Source organism: Nostoc sp. UHCC 0302, from assembly GCF_038096175.1.
Lineage (GTDB): Bacteria > Cyanobacteriota > Cyanobacteriia > Cyanobacteriales > Nostocaceae > UHCC-0302.
This window is the reverse complement of the sequence record NZ_CP151099.1, coordinates 7,427,564-7,448,457: the sequence shown is the minus strand read 5'-3', so window position 1 is coordinate 7,448,457 and position 20,894 is coordinate 7,427,564. Positions and strand designations below refer to the sequence as shown.

Below are 20,894 nucleotides of genomic sequence, written 5' to 3'. Positions count from 1 at the left end.
GGTTTTCAATAGACTTGTTGCAAAAGTGGTTCTTTTAGCGCTCGTCTCTGCGTCTCTTCGCCTACTCTGCGAGTTCCGCCCTTGGCGGTATGCGTGAGACAAAGAAATATTTATGCGATAGGTCTAATGAAGTACTTGTTTTGGAGAATTGGTATTATTAGTAGAGTTAAGAAAACCGAAAGATTTTCCGAAAATTGTCATTGCCATCAAGATAGGTGTTATTTTTGGTGGTGCGGAATAAAAAATGAAATAGATAACTGGCTAAGCACAAGCCTTTCAACAAAGTTGACGGTGTTGCAGTGGTCGGAATTGTCATAGTTTCTCATAGTAAACAATTAGCTTTGGGTGTGCAAGAACTTGCGGCACAAATGGTTCAGGGCAGAGTCCCCCTGGCGATCGCCGCAGGTATTGAAGATGCAGACAACCCATTGGGTACAGATCCCATCAAGGTTTATGAAGCGATCGCTTCTGTTTTCGCTGATGATGGCATCTTGGTTTTAATGGATCTCGGTAGTGCTTTGATGAGCGCAGAAATGGCACTAGAGTTTCTGCCAGAAGAACACCGAGAAAAAGTATATCTGTGTGAAGCACCTTTAGTAGAAGGCGCGATCGCCGCTGTTGTCGCAGCCGCAGCTGGTCAGAATATTCATCAAGTCATCGCCCAAGCACGGGGAGCATTGGTAGCAAAAGCAACTCAATTGGGTATAGACACCAATCCTCCAGCATTCGTTAGTCTACCGATCACCAATGCACAATCACCAATACAAGAAATCCGGTTGATTGTAAGCAATCGCTTAGGATTACACGCCCGTCCCGCAGCTTTGTTTGTCGGTACTGCGGCTCGATTTCAATCGCAAATCTATGTGCAGAATTTATCTAGAAATACTCAGTTGGTTCGGGGTGACAGTATTAACCAATTAGCAACTTTAGGAGTACGTCAAGGTCACGAACTCCTAATTACTGCAACTGGCACTGATGCAGAGCAGGCGCTAGCAGCATTGCAAGTATTATTCACAGCTAACTTTGGTGAAGATCATACTGCTTCTAATTCTCCACCAGCAGCTCACCACGAAGTTATCCCACCAACTCAAGGCGAACTTTCAGGAATTGCAGCTTCTCCAGGAGTGGCGATCGCTCCCGTTGTCCATTATCAGCCAGCTCCCATTTCGATTACGCAATACCACGTAGATAATCCTGAAGCAGAGTGGCAACGTTTACAGACAGCAATTCACACTGCTCGACAGGGAATTCAAGCATTGTTTTCACAAGCATCTATTCAAATTGGTGATGCTGAGGCTGCCATCTTCGATGCTCATCTACTATTTTTAGAAGACCCAGTACTAATAGAAGCGGCTCATCAGCACATTTTAGAACACCACTTGAATGCTGAAGCAGCTTGGCAAGCCGTAGTTGATCAAGTGGCGAGTTCCTACCACACACTAGAAGATTCTTACTTACAAGAGCGAGTTGATGATGTGATGGATGTTGGGCAAAGGGTATTGCGATTATTAACTGGACATTCCCTTACAAGCTTGCATCTCACCGAACCAGCAATTGTGGTGGCGAGTGATTTGACTCCCTCTGATACCGCTGGATTAGACCCGACAAAGGTTTTAGGAATTTGTACTACTTCTGGTAGTGCAACTTCCCACAGTGCAATTATCGCCCGGACATTAGGTATTCCCGCCGTCTTGGGGGTAGATGCAGAGGTGTTACATCTAGCAGATGGGACGCTGATGGCGCTTGATGGTGAGAGTGGCAAGGCATGGGTAGAGCCAGAACTGGATACTCTGGGTGCGCTAGAGGCGAAACGACAAGCGTGGCAAACTGCTCAACAAGAAGCACGCGCCACAGCGCACGAACCAGCAATTACCACCGATGGACGGCAAGTCAATGTCTTCGCAAATATTGGTAGCGTTGCTGATGCTCAAGCTGCTGTAGATAGCGGTGCAGAAGGTGTAGGACTACTTCGCACTGAGTTCTTGTATTTAAATAGAGCCAACGCTCCAACAGAAGAGGAACAACTAGCAGTTTACCAGGCGATCGCACAAGTTCTCGATACCCGTCCGCTGATGATTCGGACTCTAGATGTCGGCGGCGACAAGCCACTGCCTTATCTGAGAGTAGCAGAACCAGAAGCTAACCCTTTCTTAGGCTGGCGAGGAATTCGTTTTTGTTTAGATCATCCAGATTTGTTTAAAACTCAGTTGCGGGCAATTTTGCGAGCCAGTGTTGGACACCAGATTAAGCTGATATTACCGATGATTGCCACTGTTACAGAAGTACGTGCAGCTAAAACAATTCTCTTAGAAGTGCAGGCTGAACTTCAGCAAGCTGGTATCCCCTTCGATGCAGAGATGAAACTAGGAATTATGGTAGAAGTTCCCTCAGCAGTCACAATCGCTGATCAATTAGCTACGGAAGTGGACTTTTTTAGTATTGGTACAAACGACTTAAGCCAGTATGTCATGGCAGGCGATCGCACTAACCCACGGGTGTCAACTTTAGTTGATGCACTGCATCCAGCAGTATTGCGGATGATACAGCAAACTGTGCAAGCAGCTCATGCAGCTGGGATTTGGGTAGGATTATGTGGTGAATTAGCAGCAGACCTTTTAGCCACACCAATTTTACTGGGTTTGGGCTTGGATGAGTTGAGTGTGAATCCTCAAGCTGTAGCTGTAATTAAGCAGGCGATTAATCATTTAAGTGTAAGTGAGGCTGAAGCGATCGCTTTAGCCGCATTGCAACAAGATTCCGCAGAGCAGGTAAGAAAGCTAGTCTTGTCCAACCGAGATAATAGATAAATAATACCGTTTATCTAAAGTATGACGACAGATTCAACACTGAGCGTAGCCGAAGCTTCAATCAGGCAAGGAATTGCGCTTAAACACTACTACGAAAGATTTGTAATTGCAGAATTGTGAAATTTTTCTACCAACTATTGCAGCACTGGGATTAGGTTCATGTGAAACTTTAATAACAAGTAGTGCAAAGCTCAAACGGTTTAAAAGTAAATCATGAATAAATTCAAAACATATACTTTTACGGTTTTATTTTCCACGCTAGCGTTTGCCCAAGCAAGTCGTGCGGCTGCCGTTACTGCGTCGTTAACAGCACAAACTAACGAACTGGTGCAATTATTTACTGGTTTTTTTGATAATTCTCAACAAGTAGCAAGTAATCCTCTTGTTCCACCAATTACTATATCTACTTGTAACGTACAAGCTCCCGGTACTACCAAAAGTGATGCAACGCAGTACGTTTATCTAGAACAAAAAAGCTCAGGTTTTGAGCGTATACGTTTTTATACTTTTACTCAGGGAAATTCTACAGTTGATGCCAGTATTCAAAGTTTTGTCAATCCCAATATTTTGAGTGGATTATGCAATAAACCTGAACAACAGAGAGCTATCGATAGTAGTAATCTAATTCCAGGGAGTTGCAATCTTGTATTTACGTTAGAATCAAGCCGACGTTATACGGGGAAAAACGCTTCTGTTGATGGTTGCCCAACAAGTACCGGAGGCAAGGTGATATCCACGCTAACTATTTTTGATGGTGGTATTGATTCAGTAGATAAAATCTTTGATAACAAGGGAAACTTAGTAGTTAATACGCCAATTAAGTTTGATAAAATTAGCTCTGTCCCAGAACCATCTTTAGCTTTAGGGCTGCTAGCGTTTAGCATTTCTGTGGCAATAGCAAAGCCTTATAAATGTAAAGATGAAGTTTGAACAACAATTTATCTGTTGGTTCAGCTTATATTCAAGCTGCTATAAGTACTTTTAGCGAACACATTATGATGAGCAACTAAATTGTTGATAAACTGAATGCAGGCAGTTGATTGTATTAAACATCATGACTGTAGTAAAACCTTCATCAATTGCATTGGAGGAGTTTCTCAATTTACCAGAAACAAAGCCTGCGAGTGAGTATATCGATGGTGCGATTATTCAAAAGCCAATGCCGAAAGCCCGCCATTCTATACTTCAGAGTAAATTGATCTATACAATTAACACAGTTGCAGAAGAGAGGCAAATTGCCTATGCTTTTCCAGAATTGCGTTGTACTTTTGGCGATCGGTCAATTGTTCCAGATGTGACAATTCTCCGTTGGGAACACATTGAGTTTGACGAAAATGGCGAACCTATAGATGATGTATTAATTTCTCCTGACTGGATAATTGAAATTTTGTCTCCAGATCAAAGTTCTAACCGAGTTACTGGCAAAATCTTGCACTGCCTCAAGTTTGGTTGTCAACTTGGATGGTTGATTGACCCAAACGATCGCTCAATTATAATCTTTCAACCAAAACAACAACCAGAACTACGTCAAGGAATAGATGATTTGACTTCATTAGATGGAATTGAACTAAAGCTGACAGTCGAACAAGTATTTGACTGGTTAAAGATGAAAGCTTAATTACAGCATAATTTAGAATAAAGGCGTCAGTCGCCAGAATGGGCTGCGCCCCGCTACGCTAACAGAATTGAAGCTTCGACACTTAAGAGCGGGACGCTCCGCGTAGCGTCCCGTAGGGAAGGGCGCACTTGTGCTGAGCGTAGTCGAAGTAGCCGAAGTAGTCGAAACTCAGGGCATCGCTTCTGAATTATTCTTCAAGTCAAGTATTGACATATACCCATGTATATCAGACATAGCTATGTTTGATACTAATTAATAGTAGTGTGATTATGATGATCAATAATTCATGTTAGATTGGTCAGGTAAGTAATAAAATATGTTTTAGGCTATGAGCTTTAGTGATGTAGTCGAAGCAATAAAAAGTCTTTCAATTGAAGAAAAGCAAGAAATTCAATTGCTACTAAAACAGTATCTACGGGAAGAACGTCGAGAAGAAATATATGAGAATTTTAAAACAGCACAAGTAGAAGAACAAAGTCGCAAACTAAAGTTCTCCTCTAATATTGAAGAACTGAGACAACTCATAGAAGAGTGAAGGTGGAAATCAGTTTCAGTTCCTCATTCAGACGTGCTTTCAAAAAACGAATTAAGGGAAATGTAGATATAGAAGCAAAGTTCTGGCAAAGGGTGGAGCAGTTTAAAACAGACCCATTTGAACAGAGCTTGAAAACTCACAAATTGTCAGGCAAACTCAAGGAATTATGGAGTTTCAGTGTAGATTATGACGCAAGAGTGTTATTTTACTTCACTGAGGAGGGAAATGCTGTGTTTGTTGATATTGGTAGTCATGATGAGGTGTACTAACAAAGATTATTAATAACCAAATTAGCGATCGCCTTCACAAGTTCATCTGGCTCTACTGGTTTGGATAAATGCTTTTGAAACCCTGCCAAAAGTGCTTGTTGTTCGTTAATCTCACCAGCATAGGCGGTAAGTGCGATCGCCGGAATTTGTCCGCCTTGCTCTGGTGACCAAGTTCTCACCTGACGTATCAACATATACCCATCTATCTCTGGCATGGCAATATCAGATACTAAAACATCGAACTGAGGCTGTTTTAAAACTTCTAAAGCCTCACTTGCTGATGCCACTGCTGTCACGTTAGCACCAGACTGCTGGATGATGAAAACCATTAACTCACGTGTATCTTGTTCATCATCTACCACCAAAACACGTAGTCCACTCAAATCTAAAGTTTTTCCTGGTTGAGTTGCGTTTTCATTTACCTCTGGCGTTGAAATCATCAGCGGTAACTCTACAGTAAACGTTGCTCCCTGTCCTTCACCGCCACTATCTGCAAACACAGTACCACCATGCATTTCCACAATGTGACGGACGATCGCCAATCCCAATCCTAAACCGCCAAATTTCCGTGTTGTCGCGCTATCTGCTTGTCGGAATGTATCAAACACGTAAGGTAAGAACTCGGCATCAATTCCTTTACCTGTATCTATCACCTGAATCTGAGCATAACTACCCACAGTTTCTAGTTTTACATTCACCTTGCCGCCTACAGGAGTAAATTTCACGGCATTGGTGAGCAAGTTCCATACCACCTGTTGTAACCGACTGGAATCACCCATAAAAGTCTTGATATCAGGAGCAAAATCTGTATAAATTTCAATTGATTTTGCTTCAGCCGCCAGACGTACCGTCTCTTTGGCTGCTGCAATTGTTGCAGCTAAATTAACTGGAGTAATATTGAGTGTTAATTTGCCTTGCAGGATGCGGGAAATATCTAGTAAATCGCCGATGAGTTGAGTTTGTAATCTGGCATTGCGCTCGATTGTTTCTAATGCGATCGCTTTTTGATGGTCATTCAGCTTGCCATTTCGCAGTAGACTTGTCCAGCCGAGAATCGGATTTAGCGGAGTCCGCAGTTCGTGAGACAAGACTGCAAGAAATTCATCTTTAATTCGGTTGGCTGTTTCTGCTGCTTCTCGTGCAGCTTGTTCGCGAAGCAGTAATTCTTCTCGTTCTTCTTCTACTCGTCTGCGTTCAGTTATATCAATTGCCACCCCTCCAATCAAAGGTTGTCCAGAACAATTAGCAATGGGGAATTTGTATACTAGAAAATCGCCTGTTGTGCCATCAAGACGAGGTGCAACTTCAATCGTCTCTAAGACTTGATTAGTTTTAGCAACTGTCCTCATGTTTTCCAAAAATTGCTCGGCAATTTCGGCATCATACAACTCAAACACTGTTTTCCCAATTAAGCCGCCAGTGGGAAGCTGAAATGTCCGAAAATAAGTTGGACTGAGGTAAATAATTCGTCCATCTGCATCTGAAATCCAGGCGGAAGCGGGACTATGAGCCATGAAAGCTTGAAAACGTTCTTCACTAGCACGCAAAATCTCTTCTGTCTGTTTACGCTCAGTAATATCGCGGGAGACGGCAATCACACCTTTTATTGTCTGCGTTGAAGTTTGCAGCGGTGCGAGAATGTATTCATAGTAGTATATCTGGTCAGATGTTGTATACTTTGCTTCAACCGTCATGGGTTGACCAGTTGCCATCACTGCTGTTCGATGAGCATCCAGTTGATGCATTGTTTCTACAAGTTCCGCGGAAAAATTGAGTTCTTGCCAAGTTTTCCCGACAAAATCCTCTGGTTGCAAGCCCATAACAGTAGCGCCACCACGACTAACATATTGATAGCGTCCTGCCAGATCAAAGATATAAATATGATCAACGGAGGCAGAAAGAATTGTTTGCAATACATTTGCTTGGTTTTGAATTTGGCTGAGCAACTCACGAGTGTGTGCTTCTGCTTGCTTACGTTCAGTAATATCTAAAAACGCCGCAACTGAACCTCTAACGTTACCTTGCTCATCAAGTAAAGGAGCAGCATAACCAAACAAATTGAATACAGTATTATCGCCTCGGACTATATCAACCTCTGTGCCTTTGACTTCTGTTTTGTGAATAGCCGAATAGCGCAACGGAAATTCTTCAGGTGCGAGTTCCTTACCATCCCGTAACAGCTTGTAAGACGGAGGAGGCGCATCAACTGGAGTGTAGGAAATGTTGGCTTCTAATGAAATACCCAAAATTTTGGCAAACGCTGGGTTAGCTTTAACTTGGGTAAATTTTGGGTCTTGAGCAATCAGAATTCCGATAGGAACTAGCTCAAACAGTGTTTTTAGGTCTTTGTCAAGAGAAGCGATCGCCATCTCTCGCGTTTCGAGTGCTTCTGCCATCTCGTCGATAGCACGAGCCAGTTGACCAATTTCTCCCGATTTGTAGTCAATTTTGCTGCGTGTGTTCAGTTCACCTTTACCAAGCTGTTGCGCTGTCCGTACAAGAGATTTAATTTGAGCTACTAAGAAAATATCTCCACCTATCCAAGCAGCAATTAACGCCAAGATACTAACAATTCCCAATCCAATCAAATTACGGGCTAACAACCAATTCGCTTTAGCAAAGACAGTAGATAAAGGCGTACCAACCCTAATGTAAGCATCAGGGTTTAAAGGATCATCACCTAGTGGGATAAAGCCAAAGATCCGCTGCATACCATCTAGGCTCTTTACCCTGTACACACCTTCCCCATGAGCATCTTTCATGCGGTTAAAAGCGTTTTTTGGCAAAGATTTTCCTACCCAATTTTGCGGATAGGGATAGCGGACTAGGAGAATTCCTTTGTGATCAACAACACTCAAGACTGAACCTTCTGGCAATTTCACTTGAGCCGCTAACTGATTCAACTGAGTCAAATCAAGAGCAGCAGTGATCACACTTTCAACTTGTCCTGTCTTATTTAGCACAGGGTAAGCAAAATTAACCGTTGCTTTCTTGCTGACGCGCCCAATCTGATAGTCACCAACTGTAAATTTGCGAGTCTGCAAGGCACGTTGAAAATAGGCGCGGTCTGCGACATTCACTGAGGCTGAGTAGGGAATGGCACTGCAAATTCCTTTCCCTTGAGTATCAAGTACAGTAAAGTTGGTGTAGATAGGTTGCTGCGTTAAGAGATCGGCAAGTAATTGATCGCACTCTGGTAAGTTGCGCTTATGAACAATCGGAATCTGCGCCAATATTGTGAGAAGTTGGCGGGTTCCCTCAAAAATCTGCCTCTGGTTGTTAGCTGCCAATCTGACAAGCCGTAGCGTATTTTCCTCAGCCTCTGCTGTTGCGGTACGTCGTTGTTCTGAAGCGGTGTAAAGAATTAGTCCCAGTGCTGGAACAACCGCTAGGAGGACAAGAAGTACTAGGCGAGTGCGAAGGCTAGATAAAAATGTGCTATGTAACCAGGAGCGCATTGTGATTTAGTTTGACCTCTTGCCTATTTGACTTAATGGGCGATCGCTTACACTAATTGTTCAAGAAGCGATATCGTGAAGCGAGTTCCCTAGTCAACAACGCTAGTGACTTGAATACTACCACTATGCACTTTGTAGTAGTCAAAAATTTGGCAAGTAGATTCTTGAAAGGCAGGGTGCAGCGGGGAAAGTCGCTTAGTCAGAGGATTTCTTAGTTTCGGATTTTACATTTATTTAAATCTATTGACTAGTTATCTAAATGTAACCTCCTGCCATGACATAACATTGAGTGCTAGAAGTAAAGTACGATCTTAGCGAATGTCGCATTTATATAGTAAAGCTTCTTATATTCACCATGACTACTGAATAAAACTAGGCACTTTTTGAAAAATCAAACTCAACTATACAGTTGAGTTTGCACTTGATAGCAACTTTAGTTGCTACTACCTCATATGATTACTGAAAACCTTCTGCTTGCCGCTTTGCCCCCCGATGTGTACAAGCAGCTCAAAAATAATATGGAGCAGATCGAGCTTTTATACGGCGAGATACTCAACCTACCCGGCGAAATCATTGAGGAAGTTTACTTCCCTCTCACCTGCCTAATCTCGGTCACTGTTACGATGATGGATGGCATGACGGTTGAAGCTGGAGTGGTGGGAAGCCACGAGATGGTGGGGATTAACGCCTTCATGGGCGGTCGCGAGACGACACAGACTGAATACATCGTCCAGGTTCCGGGCAGAGCGGTGAAAATGAAAGCACGTTTGCTGCTCGACGAGTTCGACACCAATAAATTGTTGCGGGACGTGCTGCTGAAATACACGCAGGCTTATATCGCGCAAATCTCCCAAAACGTTGCCTGCAACCGCCTTCATACTATAGAACAACGCATGGCCCGCTGGCTGCTCGAATCGAGCGATCGCCTCGGCTCAGATGAACTGTTTCTGTCGCATGAGTTCCTCTCCCATATGCTGGGCGTGCGCCGCGCTGGTATCACTGAGACTGCTAATCACTTACAAGAGAAAGGTATTATCCATTGCGGTCGAAAGAAAATCAAAACCATTGATCCGCAGGGGCTGGAAAAGATTTCCTGCGAGTGTTATCAGGTAATCAAAGAGGAATATGATCGCTTACTAAGATTTAAGCTTGAGAGATAACGGATAAAGCCTATCTTATGCCCATCTCACCTTCTGCTGAGCGGGTGGGTGTCGAAACAGCCGTCTGATGTGGTTAAAACCCAATTAATATCAAAAATCGCAATGACCCCGTTTGCGACGTTGCTCTTTCCATTGGCGACATTGCTCTTCCCATTCGCGACGTTGCTCTTTCCATTCGTGACGTTGCTTTTCCCATTCGCGATGTTGCTCTTCCCGTTCGTGACGTTGCTTTTCCCATTCGCGATGTTGCTCTTCCCATTTGTGATGTTGCTCTGAACTATAAGTCACCTTTAGGCATCTTTTTATACGTTTCATACATCAATTTGAGCGAAAACGGATCTCAAAAATCTGTACAGTTTCGTACATTTGTCTTGAGGTGCATATTTCGGTTCAATCCTGAATAAATACTGCCTCAAACAGATAGCTTTGAGCCTTATGCCACTAGAGCAAGAGTTAATGGAGTTTTACAGCGTTTTGTATCTAAATAGAGTACATCTTTTACCCTCCTTAATCCCCCCGATGTATTGGGAGGAAATTGCCAATCTAGTTCCCTCCCTTTTCCAAGGAGAGGGTTAGGGAGGGGTATTTTTGTACTTCACTAACTTGCAATCTGCTGTATAATATTGGGAAGTCTAATACTATAAAACTATCTGCCAGATTTTGATAGTTTTATCAGCACTTCCACTAGCAAGAAATTTACCATCTGGACTCAGAGCAATAGAATTTATGGTTCCTGAATGTCCAGTGAGAGTTTGTAATAATTCCCCTGTGGAAATACGCCAGATTTTGATGGTTTTATCAGCACTACCGCTAAACAGGGTTTGTCCATCAGCACTCACAGCTAATGATTTCACTTCCTCTGAGTGTCCAGTCAAAGTACGCAGGATTTTACCTTTAATTAGATGCCAAATTTTGATGGTTGTGTCAGCACTAGCGCTAAACAAAATTTGTCCATCAGGACTTATAGCAATTGATTTTACCTCACCCTCGTGACCGTTGAGTGTGCTTAACGGATCGCCTGTGCGCGGGTTCCATAGCCTGATTTTGTTGTCAGAACTGCCACTGGCTAAGATTGTCGCATCAAGACTAATCGCTACGGCATGAACAGCGGATGAATGCCAAAGGGTACAAATGCGATCGCCTTTATGCAAATTCCAGATTTTAATTTTATTACTACCACTAGCAAGAATCTGCCCATCTGGACTAATTGCCACAACGTTCACTGGTTTTTGATGCCCCAAGAGTGTGTGGAGTAGTTTACCTGTTTTTAAATGCCAGACTTTGACATTACTTTTAGGGTGTTCGCTGCTACCAACAGCAAGTAAATTGCCTTCAGGATTAATAGCTAAGGATGAAACTTCTCCCTGATTTTCTGTGAGAGTGCGGAGTAGTTTACCTGTGTTAAGATTCCAGACGTTAATAGCTTTATCAGCACAGCCACTAACTAAAATATCTCCATCACAACTAATAGCAACAGCTGTCACTGTTTGAGAATGTCCAGTTATGGTGTGAGTAATTTTGGCAGATTCTAACGTGGATTTGTGTTTTAACTTAGCGATCGCATCCAATAGTTTATCAACACAGAGAATACTTTGGCGATCGCTTACTGCTGTAAAGTAGTCTTTTAACTTTTGGAAATATTCCTCATCTTCTATCCTGACAGCTGCTTGCATTGCCTCTAGGGAATTACTATATTGCTGTGGTGACACTTGGCGTAGTTGTAACCATGTATTGATAGAGTAATCAAGCTGTTCTTTTGCCCAAGAAGGATCTGGTAAATGAGATAAGCTGATTGCTAATTGCAAAGCTAACTCTGGAACCCAGTAACGTCGTTCTGTTTCTAAAGCTTGGTAAACTTGTTTATAACCTGTGGCTATTACTTGAACTGATTGTAAATCAAGAGCATTTTTGAGCAAATTGGGTAGTAACTTTGGCAATAAGGGAGGCACATCATGGTGAACCAAGTGATAAACATCTGCTACCCAAGCAGCAACCAGAAAATGGCAATTAATTAAAACATCGCAAAGTTTTTCAAAATCTTGATGATTAATTTCATACTTTAAAGATAATTTACTAACATCAATTCCTTGAGCTTTCCATTTTTCTGCTTTTTCTAAAATTCTGAGATTGACTATATTTTCTTTACCAAGATGATTAATTTCTTCTAAGTTTTCCCCCAGTGCTAGTAGTTCGTCTCTAATTTTTTTCCACTCTAATGCACGACTTTTAGCAGATTCTTCCAGAATTTCTTTATAAGATAATCGAGCGATGGTTTTATAGTAATAATTACCTTGTCCTAATCCCCAGTAACCAATCCGAAAATTAATATAATCTCCATCACTTTCTGATTCTAAAATTAAAATAGGCTCTGTTTTCAATAGGCCAAACAGAGCCTTTATACTGGATTCACTATGAAAACGTTTACTATCCCAAGCTCCTGCTAAAAATTCAGTTGGTCTGATTGGACTATGAAGAGAATAATGCTGATTGAGTAACTTTCGTAAACCTTCAGCCAACATTGGCTCTATTTCTGAAATTGTGTGATTTTCCTGAGCAAACTTGTCAAACTTTACTTGCAAAGGAGCAAGAAAAATTTTGAGAGGGGTGCGTTTATTACTACTGCCAGAATCTAAAATTTGTGAAGGGTATAATCTTAAAGGCCAACTATCAAGAATTTTATAAACTTCTGGGATCTTGAGTGCTGTTTCTCTCTCTTGCTCTGATATTTTTAGTTGTGTTTCATGTTGGGAAACTACTAATTGCTGTTGCCGGAGTTTTTCTTGTTCAAATTCGGCTAGAGAACTGTTTTTATCAGTGGAATTATTTACTATTGTAATGACTTCTTGAATTACTTGAGGTACTTGGTATTTAGTTATAGCTGAACTTTCTTCTGTTCTTTTTTCAATAAAAGATACAATCACAGGTGCAAACTCTAGCACTAAGTAAAATAATAATCTTAACCCTTGCTCCATAAGGAGATTCTTGGCTCCTGAATAACATACACGTGTAGGGTAGCACAGCTGTGCTATCTGCACTTTACTCAATTGAAAGCTCTTAAAAGTGACATAAAATTGCTAAGAATATTGTACAGGCGATCGCGCTGCCTTCTTATGGATACAAATCTCGCACCAAGAAACGTTTTACCAGTCGGCGATTCAGCCTGCGAGTATAATGTTAGTTATAACGTGTATAAATTATTTTATAAGCTACCCATATGTTTGCGAGCGGGTAGCTAAAAGATATTTAGTATCTCTCTCAAAGAGAGATACTAAATATCTTGCAAATTATAGTTATTACAATCTGTTGACCAAAAGAACTGATTTTAAACGAACAATAGAAAGCCTGGATTGCCTAAATGGCTTTGAGGGTTACATGGACTTAAAGCTGAGACGTTCATTTATGCAGACATTGTTAGTGGCTTGATATTACCTGCTGTAAATGGTCTATCATAAGGATGCTTTTTAGCAAACTCCGCCATTTCATTAGTTGCTGCTGTAAAATCTGCAAATACTTTCTCTACTAAAACAAAAGCTTTTTCCCTTTGTGCTTCCGTCAGTTCTATGTCTTTAATAAAATTTTCTACATTATCCATTTGAGCCTGAATGTGACCTGTCTCCTTAGCATAGTGAGATTCACCAAAATATACGTAATTCTGGTTAGTAACTTGTTGGAGTTCGTTGCCTACTTGTGCAATTTCATATAGAGCAACACTTCCCGTTGCTTCTATCGACTCAATTACTACCAATTTCATCAGAATATCCTCTTCAAAAGTACACATGGCAATAAGATTATTAGCCAGAGTGCGTACGTGCAGTGTTTCTTCACTCCAGAGGAATTTCAGTGTATCAGTAAAATTTATGGAGTAGTCATATCCCATTAATTTTAAATCTTGTATAAACCATAACCAGTGTCGTCCATCTTCATAAGTGTGCTGGTTAATCATTTCTTGGATTTTATTAGTTGCTGGCTCTCTACGTAGTACAACTCTGTTAAAATCTTTAAAACTCATTGCAAAAGTGGCAAAGGCAGGAGCCCAAGCTAGCCTTTGCTTTGGGTCTATACTCTTATCTCGCATAAACTCCATAAATGGCGTTTTGCTATATTCTTGCTTCTTTTTTTTTATTAATGCCAGGACTTCTTTCATTGTTAGCACCCGATTATTTGGTTGTTTTGTTAAACCACTTATAGAAATAAAGATACGCTTGAGTGGGGTTCAGGTTATGTAGCTACTCTAAAAACTTGATCAACGAATTTGTCAGTAGCTTTGTTCCCTGCTTCTTCAACACCTTTTACTCATCCCGTAATCAACATACTCATGGTTTTACTTAATCCTCAATCTTCTTGCGATTGTAGAATGAGTTAGCTTTATCTTACGATTAATTAGTCTTTATATTTAATCAACAGCCTTATTGTAAATAATACAATGCATTGTATTATATTATAAAAATACGTTAACCGATAAATCAAGTAAATCAAGGATAGAATGCATGATACGTCTCTTGAGTCAGCGTAGGATTCAAGCTAATGCTGGCATTCTTGTAGTAGATAGTAGCAGAAGAATGGTGAGTTTGAATCGAAAGTTTATAGAGATGTGGAGCTTCCCGCAACAGGTTATCGTTTCCCAAGATGAGGTTCAAGCTTTAGAGTTGGCTTCGAGCTTGGTTGAGGATTCCGAATTATTTATTGAGAGAATAAAAGAGATTTATATGCAAACTGATTTGGAGGCTTATGACACTTTTACATTAAAGGATGGACGAATGTTTGAACGCTGTTCGCTACCTCAATATTTAAAAGATGAATGTGTAGGCAGGATTTGGAAATTCCGCGAAATAACAGAGCGGCGTCAGTTGAAACCTTTTACAGATGCGAGTCAAAAAATTTTACTTTTTCCTGCGTCTCATACTTATTATGGCTATCTCACATAATTTGTAGAGAGACTCTTAGTATTTTAATAATTTATTTTCTTTACTTGTGTGTCATCAAGTTTTATTATGGATTACGTCTAATAATGATTGAGGGGTAAGTAATGCGATTTGAATAAATTATTCGTAGTTACTGTTGCCAAAACATTATGGGAATGCCTAATAAAATCTTTTTTCCTCTTTTCGTAGATACTCAAGCGCCAATAACAATTAACGCTCAAATTGCTGAACAAATTAAATTACTAATTGCTGTAGGAGAGTTGCAACCAGGAGATACTTTACCGACTGTTACTCAATTAGCTAAACATTTAAAAGTAAATCACAACACTGTTGCGGCAGTCTATAACTACTTGATTGAATCTGATTATCTGGTAGCCCAACGAGGTAAAGGAACATTTGTTGCTGACACTAAAGTTGTACAGAATATTATTATCCACAAAGAATTTTACAATTTGTTAGGTCAAGCCTTTAATGCTGCGGCGCTAACAGGATTATCTCCATCGGAATTTGGTGCAGCTGCCTATGCACGAGCAGCGTTATTACATCATCAATCTTCTGCTCCTTTAAAGTTAGTATTTATAGAATATCTGCAAAATAGTACAGGTGTATACGAAGCTATTCAATCAGAAATAAAACTTCCTTTGGTATCTCTGTGTTCAGAAGATTTAAAAACTCAGCAATCGAAAGCTTTAAAAGAACTGTTAACTGCTGACTTAGTAATTACAACGGCACAACATCAATGGGATATAACTAGGTTAACTACTCCTGAACAAGAAGTAATTGCTGTTAAACTCAAACCAGATTTGCAACTATTGGCACATATTTCGTCTTTACCTCGTAACGCTTTGATGCTGCTTATTTGTGAAGAAGAAGCTACTTGTGAAGAAATGAAGCAGATGCTACAACAATCTGGAATTTCCCACATAAACTTTAAACCCTTAAGTTTAAATTACCTTCAGCAAAGTCCCCAAATTTTAGAGCAAGCTGATGCAATTTGTGCTTCAAGAATTGTTGAGGACTATGTACGTAAGAAGAGTTCGCAACCATCAGAGATTATGATTTTTAATTTTAGTCTTGATGAAACCAATATGTCAGTTTTAAAGGCTCGATTAGCTGCAATTCAGTTGGCTAAATCAACTATTTCTGGTAAAAATAAGTGAGATGTAAGTTGTACATTAAAAATGTTTTAAAATTTAGTAAAGCCTGTAGACTCTTAGTTACAGATTATTTAAATAATTGAAATATATCGTTTATATATTATATAAAGTTATCAAGCTAAATTTTACGAATTAATTTTATCATTATATAATTTCAAGATTTATTTGGTATTTTTGAATAAACTAAAACTCATATATAGACTAATAACTTGTCTGATGAATCCATGCTTTTATATAGCAAGATTCTTAAGGCATTATTTCTGTTGTATTTTTGTTGTCTTTAGTCATACCTATTTTCAATATCTCACTGGCTGAGAATAAACAAAATTTCGACCGATATGAACGATTAGAAGTGATGGATTTTGAGTATTTTTAGGATTTTGCAAAAGAATTATTTCGCTCCTTAACAAGGCTAGCACTAATGATTGCTATACCAACTTTTTAAAGATGTCATTCTAGATTTCACTATAACCATCAATAAAATTGATAGTCAGCATTAACTGATTAAGGTTAAATCTATGATGCCAGATTACATGATGATGCATCAAAAAAATTGATATCTAGCATAAACTTATTCACATTAATGTCCTAACTGTTCAATTATCATACCTAATCGGGTTTTAAATGCGAATTTACAACCCCAAACTTTTAACATTAAAATACTAGGTGTGTAGGTTTAATTTACCAGTAAAGCAGTATGCTGATAAAAGACTAATTAAGGTAAGTAAGTGCGATGTTTGAAAAAATGATTTTCAAGTAAACTTAGATACCAAACAATTAAGAGAGTTGTAAGTACAAAGGCGAGTATTACATTTAGTTGGTGAGATATGAGTAAGAAATTGACTGTCAAGCAAATTAGCCTCAACTTGGCGTTAGATGAAGTCAAGAGACTTGAAATGTACTGTAACCAGACAGGGAGAGCAAAGACAGATGTGATTCGTGATTTGATTCGGAAGCTGCCTGATGATCAAGAGAATTAGTAACAAATAATACTCTGTTGTGTTCTAAAAACACGCGTTAGTCTGAGAAAAGAGCTGAAGGCTATAGTGTCAGTAGCTTTAAAACCACTGTCAATGAACCGTAAATAATCCTAGACATGGCGTTGGTGTCATTTCTAACCTGTGTTCAGGTTATATTTGCGTGATTAGCTTTGCCGCTGCCCTTTGGGCGATCGCATGGTTAAATATACTGATCTCAGCCAACAAGCTCTTTTTTTATCCACAACAGCTTTTGCAACATAACCACTTATTCAGATTTGTCTTAGAAGTCTATTAAAAAGTTTTTGGTCGAGTTGGAACCGGATACCGAGTAGGCACTTTGTTAGGCCATAAGAGTAAAGGAATGCAAAAAACTCCCAGCATGATTACTATTCCGGTCATCAGCCAAACCATTGACCGATTCGGTTGATAATCGCTTCGTTCAATTTGCCAGAAAACTTGATTATATCGCCACGCTGCTAAAGCAATTACCAGAATTCCAAAAATCACCAAAGCTAGACCTAAATTTTCTGAGTTAAAGAATGGATGTACTGAGAGTTGTTGTTGAGTAATAGTAGTATCCAACTGGCGAAGAAATAACCCAAATCGCGCGATCGCAAAACCAAAACCAATCAATGCGATAGAAGTACGTAACCAAGCTAGAAAAGTACGTTCGTTCGCTTGATGCTCTCTTTGACGGTCAATTTTTGGCAGCTTACTCATGAGTATTTTCTCTCACTGAGTTCCCTTCAGCATCTAATAATAGAACTGCCAACAAACTCTGCAACATCAAATAAGCAGAAGTTCCCCCAGGATCTTGATGTCCTATACTCCGCTCCCCCAGATAGCTAGCTCGTCCCTTCTTGGCTAGCATTGGGATAGTTTCTTGCAACCCCTGTTCAGCCGCTGCAACTGATTGCTGTAAGGCTTCTACGGTCTTTTTACCTTCATTAATAGCCTGCCTAAAAGCCACTACCGCCGGAGATAATACATCCACCATTGTCTTATCTCCGAGTTGGGCTTTGCCACGCCCAAGTATACCATCTAACCCAGCTTGCAATAGCTCTAGCACATCTTGCTCAGTCAATTCTTGCTTACCAGCTACAGCTGTACTTGCTCGCAAAAACCAAGTGCCATATAAAGGCCCACTTGCACCACCCACTGAAGAAATCAAAGTCATGCTCACTGCTTTCAAAATGCTGCTGATGTCTTTGTCTGCAACACTTGGTAACTGACTACTCACCTTTTTAAAGCCACGCTCCATATTGATCCCGTGGTCAGCATCACCGATCGCAGCATCTAATTGAGTCAAATATTCTTTATTTTGCTCTATTTCGGCAGCAAAAGACTGTAACCACTGTAATATCTGCGCTTGATTCACCATATTAAATTCCCCAGCGCCAACTCGGTGTTTTTACTGGTGCGTCCCATAGTCGGATGATTTCATCATCTAACTTTAACAGGGTAATCGAGCAACCTTGCATTTCTAGAGATGTAATATACGGCCCAATCAAGTTTCGCACAATTTGCAGTCCTTGCTGTTCGCAGATTTGCGCCAGTTTGCGGTAGACAAGATACAACTCAGAAAGCGGAGTTCCACCCATACTGTTAACAAAAGCTAACAAGCGATCGCCTTTTGTAAATGGTGAATTGATTAGTTCCACATCTACCCATTCTCCTCTGTTTTCATCCCACTCGCGCACACTGCGGCTGTAAGAAATATCCTCAATTATGGAGCGTGTCAAAATCTCAGTAATTTCATCTACCGATTTTATGCTTGTGCGTTCTATTCCTGGCTCACCGTGAATACCGATACCTAATTCAATTTCGCGATCGCCTAATTCAAATGTTGGTGTTCCTTTAGCTGGCACTGTACAAGAACTCAGAGCTATTCCCATACTCCGCCCATTTAAATTTACTCGGCGGCACAAATCTGCTAATTGTTGCAAATCATACCCTTGATCTGCTGCTGCGCCACAAATTTTTTCTGCCAGTACAGTTGTTCCCACACCGCGGCGTCCTTGGGTAAAAAGACTATCTCTGACTGCCACATCGTCATCAATCAAAATATTTAGCACTCGGATGCCCTCACCACGGGCTAACTCCGTTGCCATCTCAAAGTTCATGATATCGCCGCTATAATTCTTGACAATATAAAGGATACCTCCACCACCATCTACCTGCTTGGCTGCTTCGAGCATTTGATCAGGGGTAGGTGAAGTGAAAACCTCACCTGGACAAGCAGCATCTAGCATTCCTTTACCTACAAAGCCAGCGTGCATCGGTTCATGTCCGCTGCCACCACCAGAAATAATTGCTACTTTGCCCGGTATAGGTGCATCAGTTCGATAGACAAAGGCAGGCTCATAATTTACCTTAATTAAATCAGAATGAGCTGCCGCCATACCTTCTAGACTTTCGCGTACAAAGTCTTCCGGCTTGTTGATCAGCTTTTTCATAGTCTATGCCTGGGTTTAGAGGGTGCTAAAACCAAGATAAAGGACTATTGCTACTTTTGAAACTCGCCGTCAGGGAATATAAGACAATATGCTGAGGATCAGATAATTGGCATGGCGCGTCTCTACATAAAATCTGTACGAACATTACGATGTTGATGACCAACATTACGATATTGGTGACCAACATTACGACATTGGTGACCAACATTACGATGTTGATGACCAACATTACGATATTGGTGACCAACATTACGACATTGGTGACCAACATTACGATGTTGATGACTAACATTACGATGTTGGTAACCAACATTACAATGCCAGAAACCCCCGACTTACTTAATAAGTCAGGGGTTTTGTTTTTCACGAATAATGTAGGACTGCTATATTAACGTGGGTTCGACGGATTTAAAAACCCCTCTCCAAACCTTTTCACCACAAGCCTACGGTATACACACAAGTTGGAAACAGTTCACTTCTCTGGGTTTAAGCGTTGGTTTTACCCCACCCTAACCCTCCCCTTGGAAAGGGGAGGGAACTAGATTTTCTTGTTTCCCCCCTTTATAAGGGGGGATTAAGGGGGGTAATCTGACTTGTGTGTACACCGTAGCCCCCATAGGGAGAGAGGCTTTGAAACCCTGCACTTTCGTTGAAAACTAAGAATATTTATGCCCCTCTTTGGGTCGGAGAGGGGTTGGAGAGAGGTTCATCGAACTCACGTTATACTATTCGGCTTGACTTTAGGTGAGAAATATAGGTAGTGGCTTGGAAAGACTAATTTTGTGAATTATTTATGTTTTTTGGGGCTAAAGCCCAACTACGAGGCTTTCGCGTCACTACATATACTTAGATTTCTTCAGGAATCACATTGGAATGCTATGTCATTCACTGCTTGACTTTAGGCGATTTGTACCATGCAGTTTAATAAAACTATCAAAGGCATACCATGCCAGCACATACCAAGGAATAGTTTCAAATTGTAAACCCCTAATAAATAGTTGCCTAATAGCAAGGAAACTGAGTCCTAAAGGAAAAAGGAAACGTAAATCAACCTCGCCATTAGTTGCTTGTTCGACTCTTTTATTTAAGTTAACAACTGCATTCGAGACACCTACTGCTGCATCGGAGTCACCCTGAGTAATATCAGCAAAAATAACTCCTAAATCTACTAGTGTTGCAACTACGTTTTTTAAACTGTTATCTGTGCGATCGTGTTCGATGACAATACTACCGTGACTAATATTAGTTCGTACCTGGCTAATATTAGATTGTGCCTTCAGTGTAGTAATAATATGTTGCATTTCCCTAGTTTCACGATAGGGTCGAGCAATCCTCAATCTTAGCCGTCCGGGCGTATTACTAACAATTTTTGTAGATATAGCTTTGGATGGCGTCAAGTTTGTTTGCTCCATAATAGGCATCTTGGTGAGATTACCATGACTATTTGTCAACACACTAGCGCCCTCCTAAATTATATTTTTGACTAATGACCGATGAAGCAGGGGGCAGGGGAGCAGGGGGGCAGGGGAGCA

Annotated in this window: 18 protein-coding genes; 10 read left to right on the top strand and 8 right to left on the bottom strand. The window is 40.6% G+C overall.

Annotation, left to right across the window (positions count from 1 at the left end; all coding sequences use genetic code 11):
* The first annotated feature begins 299 nt into the window (after positions 1-299).
* The 5 genes from ptsP to WKK05_RS32200 all read left to right on the top strand — a co-directional run bounded on the left by ptsP (position 300) and on the right by WKK05_RS32200 (position 5,229).
* On the top strand, positions 300-2,807 hold the full coding sequence (ptsP, locus tag WKK05_RS32220) for a phosphoenolpyruvate--protein phosphotransferase (RefSeq protein WP_341527057.1): 2,508 nt from the start codon (positions 300-302) through the stop codon (positions 2,805-2,807).
* A 213-nt stretch (positions 2,808-3,020) separates the two neighbouring features.
* Positions 3,021-3,737 (top strand): chromophore lyase CpcT/CpeT, encoded by a 717-nt coding sequence (locus WKK05_RS32215; protein WP_341527056.1) that lies wholly within the window; start codon positions 3,021-3,023, stop codon positions 3,735-3,737.
* A gap of 124 nt (positions 3,738-3,861) precedes the next feature.
* Positions 3,862-4,425 carry a Uma2 family endonuclease gene (locus WKK05_RS32210; protein WP_341527055.1) on the top strand — a complete coding sequence of 188 codons (564 nt, stop codon included), beginning with the start codon at positions 3,862-3,864 and terminating at the stop codon, positions 4,423-4,425.
* A gap of 328 nt (positions 4,426-4,753) precedes the next feature.
* Complete coding sequence (locus WKK05_RS32205) at positions 4,754-4,960, top strand: hypothetical protein (RefSeq protein WP_341527054.1); 207 nt, start codon at positions 4,754-4,756, stop codon at positions 4,958-4,960.
* 2 nt (positions 4,961-4,962) lie between these two features.
* Positions 4,963-5,229: a type II toxin-antitoxin system YafQ family toxin gene (locus tag WKK05_RS32200; RefSeq protein ID WP_341527053.1), complete on the top strand. Its 267-nt coding sequence runs from the start codon at positions 4,963-4,965 to the stop codon at positions 5,227-5,229.
* Here the strand turns inward: WKK05_RS32200 and WKK05_RS32195 are convergent.
* The gene (locus WKK05_RS32195) at positions 5,226-8,687 is read right to left on the bottom strand and encodes a PAS domain-containing protein (protein WP_341527052.1); all 3,462 of its coding nucleotides are present in this window, start codon (positions 8,685-8,687) and stop codon (positions 5,226-5,228) included. The two genes, WKK05_RS32200 and WKK05_RS32195, sit on opposite strands and share 4 nt — an antisense overlap.
* A 452-nt stretch (positions 8,688-9,139) precedes the next feature.
* Here WKK05_RS32195 and WKK05_RS32190 point away from each other — a divergent pair, with 452 nt between their 5' ends.
* Complete coding sequence (locus WKK05_RS32190; RefSeq protein ID WP_341527051.1) at positions 9,140-9,847, top strand: Crp/Fnr family transcriptional regulator; 708 nt, start codon at positions 9,140-9,142, stop codon at positions 9,845-9,847.
* Between the two features lie 90 nt (positions 9,848-9,937).
* Here the strand turns inward: WKK05_RS32190 and WKK05_RS32185 are convergent, their stop codons facing one another.
* The 3 genes from WKK05_RS32185 to WKK05_RS32175 form a co-directional block, all read right to left on the bottom strand.
* Positions 9,938-10,162 carry a hypothetical protein gene (locus WKK05_RS32185; RefSeq protein ID WP_341527050.1) on the bottom strand — a complete coding sequence of 75 codons (225 nt, stop codon included), beginning with the start codon at positions 10,160-10,162 and terminating at the stop codon, positions 9,938-9,940.
* 323 nt (positions 10,163-10,485) lie between these two features.
* Positions 10,486-12,819, bottom strand: a complete 2,334-nt coding sequence (locus tag WKK05_RS32180) for a WD40 repeat domain-containing protein (RefSeq protein ID WP_341527049.1) — start codon at positions 12,817-12,819, stop codon at positions 10,486-10,488.
* 425 nt (positions 12,820-13,244) lie between these two features.
* Positions 13,245-13,991, bottom strand: a complete 747-nt coding sequence (locus WKK05_RS32175) for a hypothetical protein (protein WP_341527048.1) — start codon at positions 13,989-13,991, stop codon at positions 13,245-13,247.
* A 343-nt stretch (positions 13,992-14,334) separates the two neighbouring features.
* Between WKK05_RS32175 and WKK05_RS32170 the strand changes: the two genes are divergently transcribed.
* The 3 genes from WKK05_RS32170 to WKK05_RS32160 all read left to right on the top strand — a co-directional run bounded on the left by WKK05_RS32170 (position 14,335) and on the right by WKK05_RS32160 (position 16,906).
* Entirely contained in the window at positions 14,335-14,772 is a 438-nt protein-coding gene (locus WKK05_RS32170; RefSeq protein ID WP_341527047.1) for a PAS-domain containing protein, read from the top strand.
* A gap of 152 nt (positions 14,773-14,924) precedes the next feature.
* Positions 14,925-15,929 (top strand): GntR family transcriptional regulator, encoded by a 1,005-nt coding sequence (locus WKK05_RS32165; RefSeq protein WP_341527046.1) that lies wholly within the window; start codon positions 14,925-14,927, stop codon positions 15,927-15,929.
* Positions 15,930-16,753: 824 nt separating this feature from the next.
* Positions 16,754-16,906: a CopG family transcriptional regulator gene (locus WKK05_RS32160; protein WP_341527045.1), complete on the top strand. Its 153-nt coding sequence runs from the start codon at positions 16,754-16,756 to the stop codon at positions 16,904-16,906.
* A gap of 291 nt (positions 16,907-17,197) precedes the next feature.
* Here the strand turns inward: WKK05_RS32160 and WKK05_RS32155 are convergent, their stop codons facing one another.
* The 3 genes from WKK05_RS32155 to dhaK are packed head-to-tail and all read right to left on the bottom strand — an operon-like array spanning position 17,198 to position 19,362.
* Positions 17,198-17,626, bottom strand: coding sequence for a DUF202 domain-containing protein (locus tag WKK05_RS32155; RefSeq protein ID WP_341527044.1), 429 nt, complete (start codon positions 17,624-17,626; stop codon positions 17,198-17,200).
* Positions 17,619-18,287: a dihydroxyacetone kinase subunit DhaL gene (dhaL, locus tag WKK05_RS32150; RefSeq protein WP_341527043.1), complete on the bottom strand. Its 669-nt coding sequence runs from the start codon at positions 18,285-18,287 to the stop codon at positions 17,619-17,621. Before dhaL ends, WKK05_RS32155 begins: the two co-directional genes overlap by 8 nt.
* Before the next feature lies 1 nt (position 18,288).
* Positions 18,289-19,362: a dihydroxyacetone kinase subunit DhaK gene (gene dhaK / locus WKK05_RS32145; RefSeq protein ID WP_341527042.1), complete on the bottom strand. Its 1,074-nt coding sequence runs from the start codon at positions 19,360-19,362 to the stop codon at positions 18,289-18,291.
* A gap of 197 nt (positions 19,363-19,559) precedes the next feature.
* On the opposite strand from dhaK, the gene WKK05_RS32140 reads away from it, so the two are divergent.
* Positions 19,560-19,754 (top strand): hypothetical protein, encoded by a 195-nt coding sequence (locus WKK05_RS32140; protein WP_341527041.1) that lies wholly within the window; start codon positions 19,560-19,562, stop codon positions 19,752-19,754.
* Between the two features lie 489 nt (positions 19,755-20,243).
* On the opposite strand, the gene WKK05_RS32135 is transcribed toward WKK05_RS32140, so the two are convergent.
* Positions 20,244-20,816 carry an HMA2 domain-containing protein gene (locus WKK05_RS32135; RefSeq protein WP_341527040.1) on the bottom strand — a complete coding sequence of 191 codons (573 nt, stop codon included), beginning with the start codon at positions 20,814-20,816 and terminating at the stop codon, positions 20,244-20,246.
* Between the last annotated feature and the right edge of the window lie 78 nt (positions 20,817-20,894).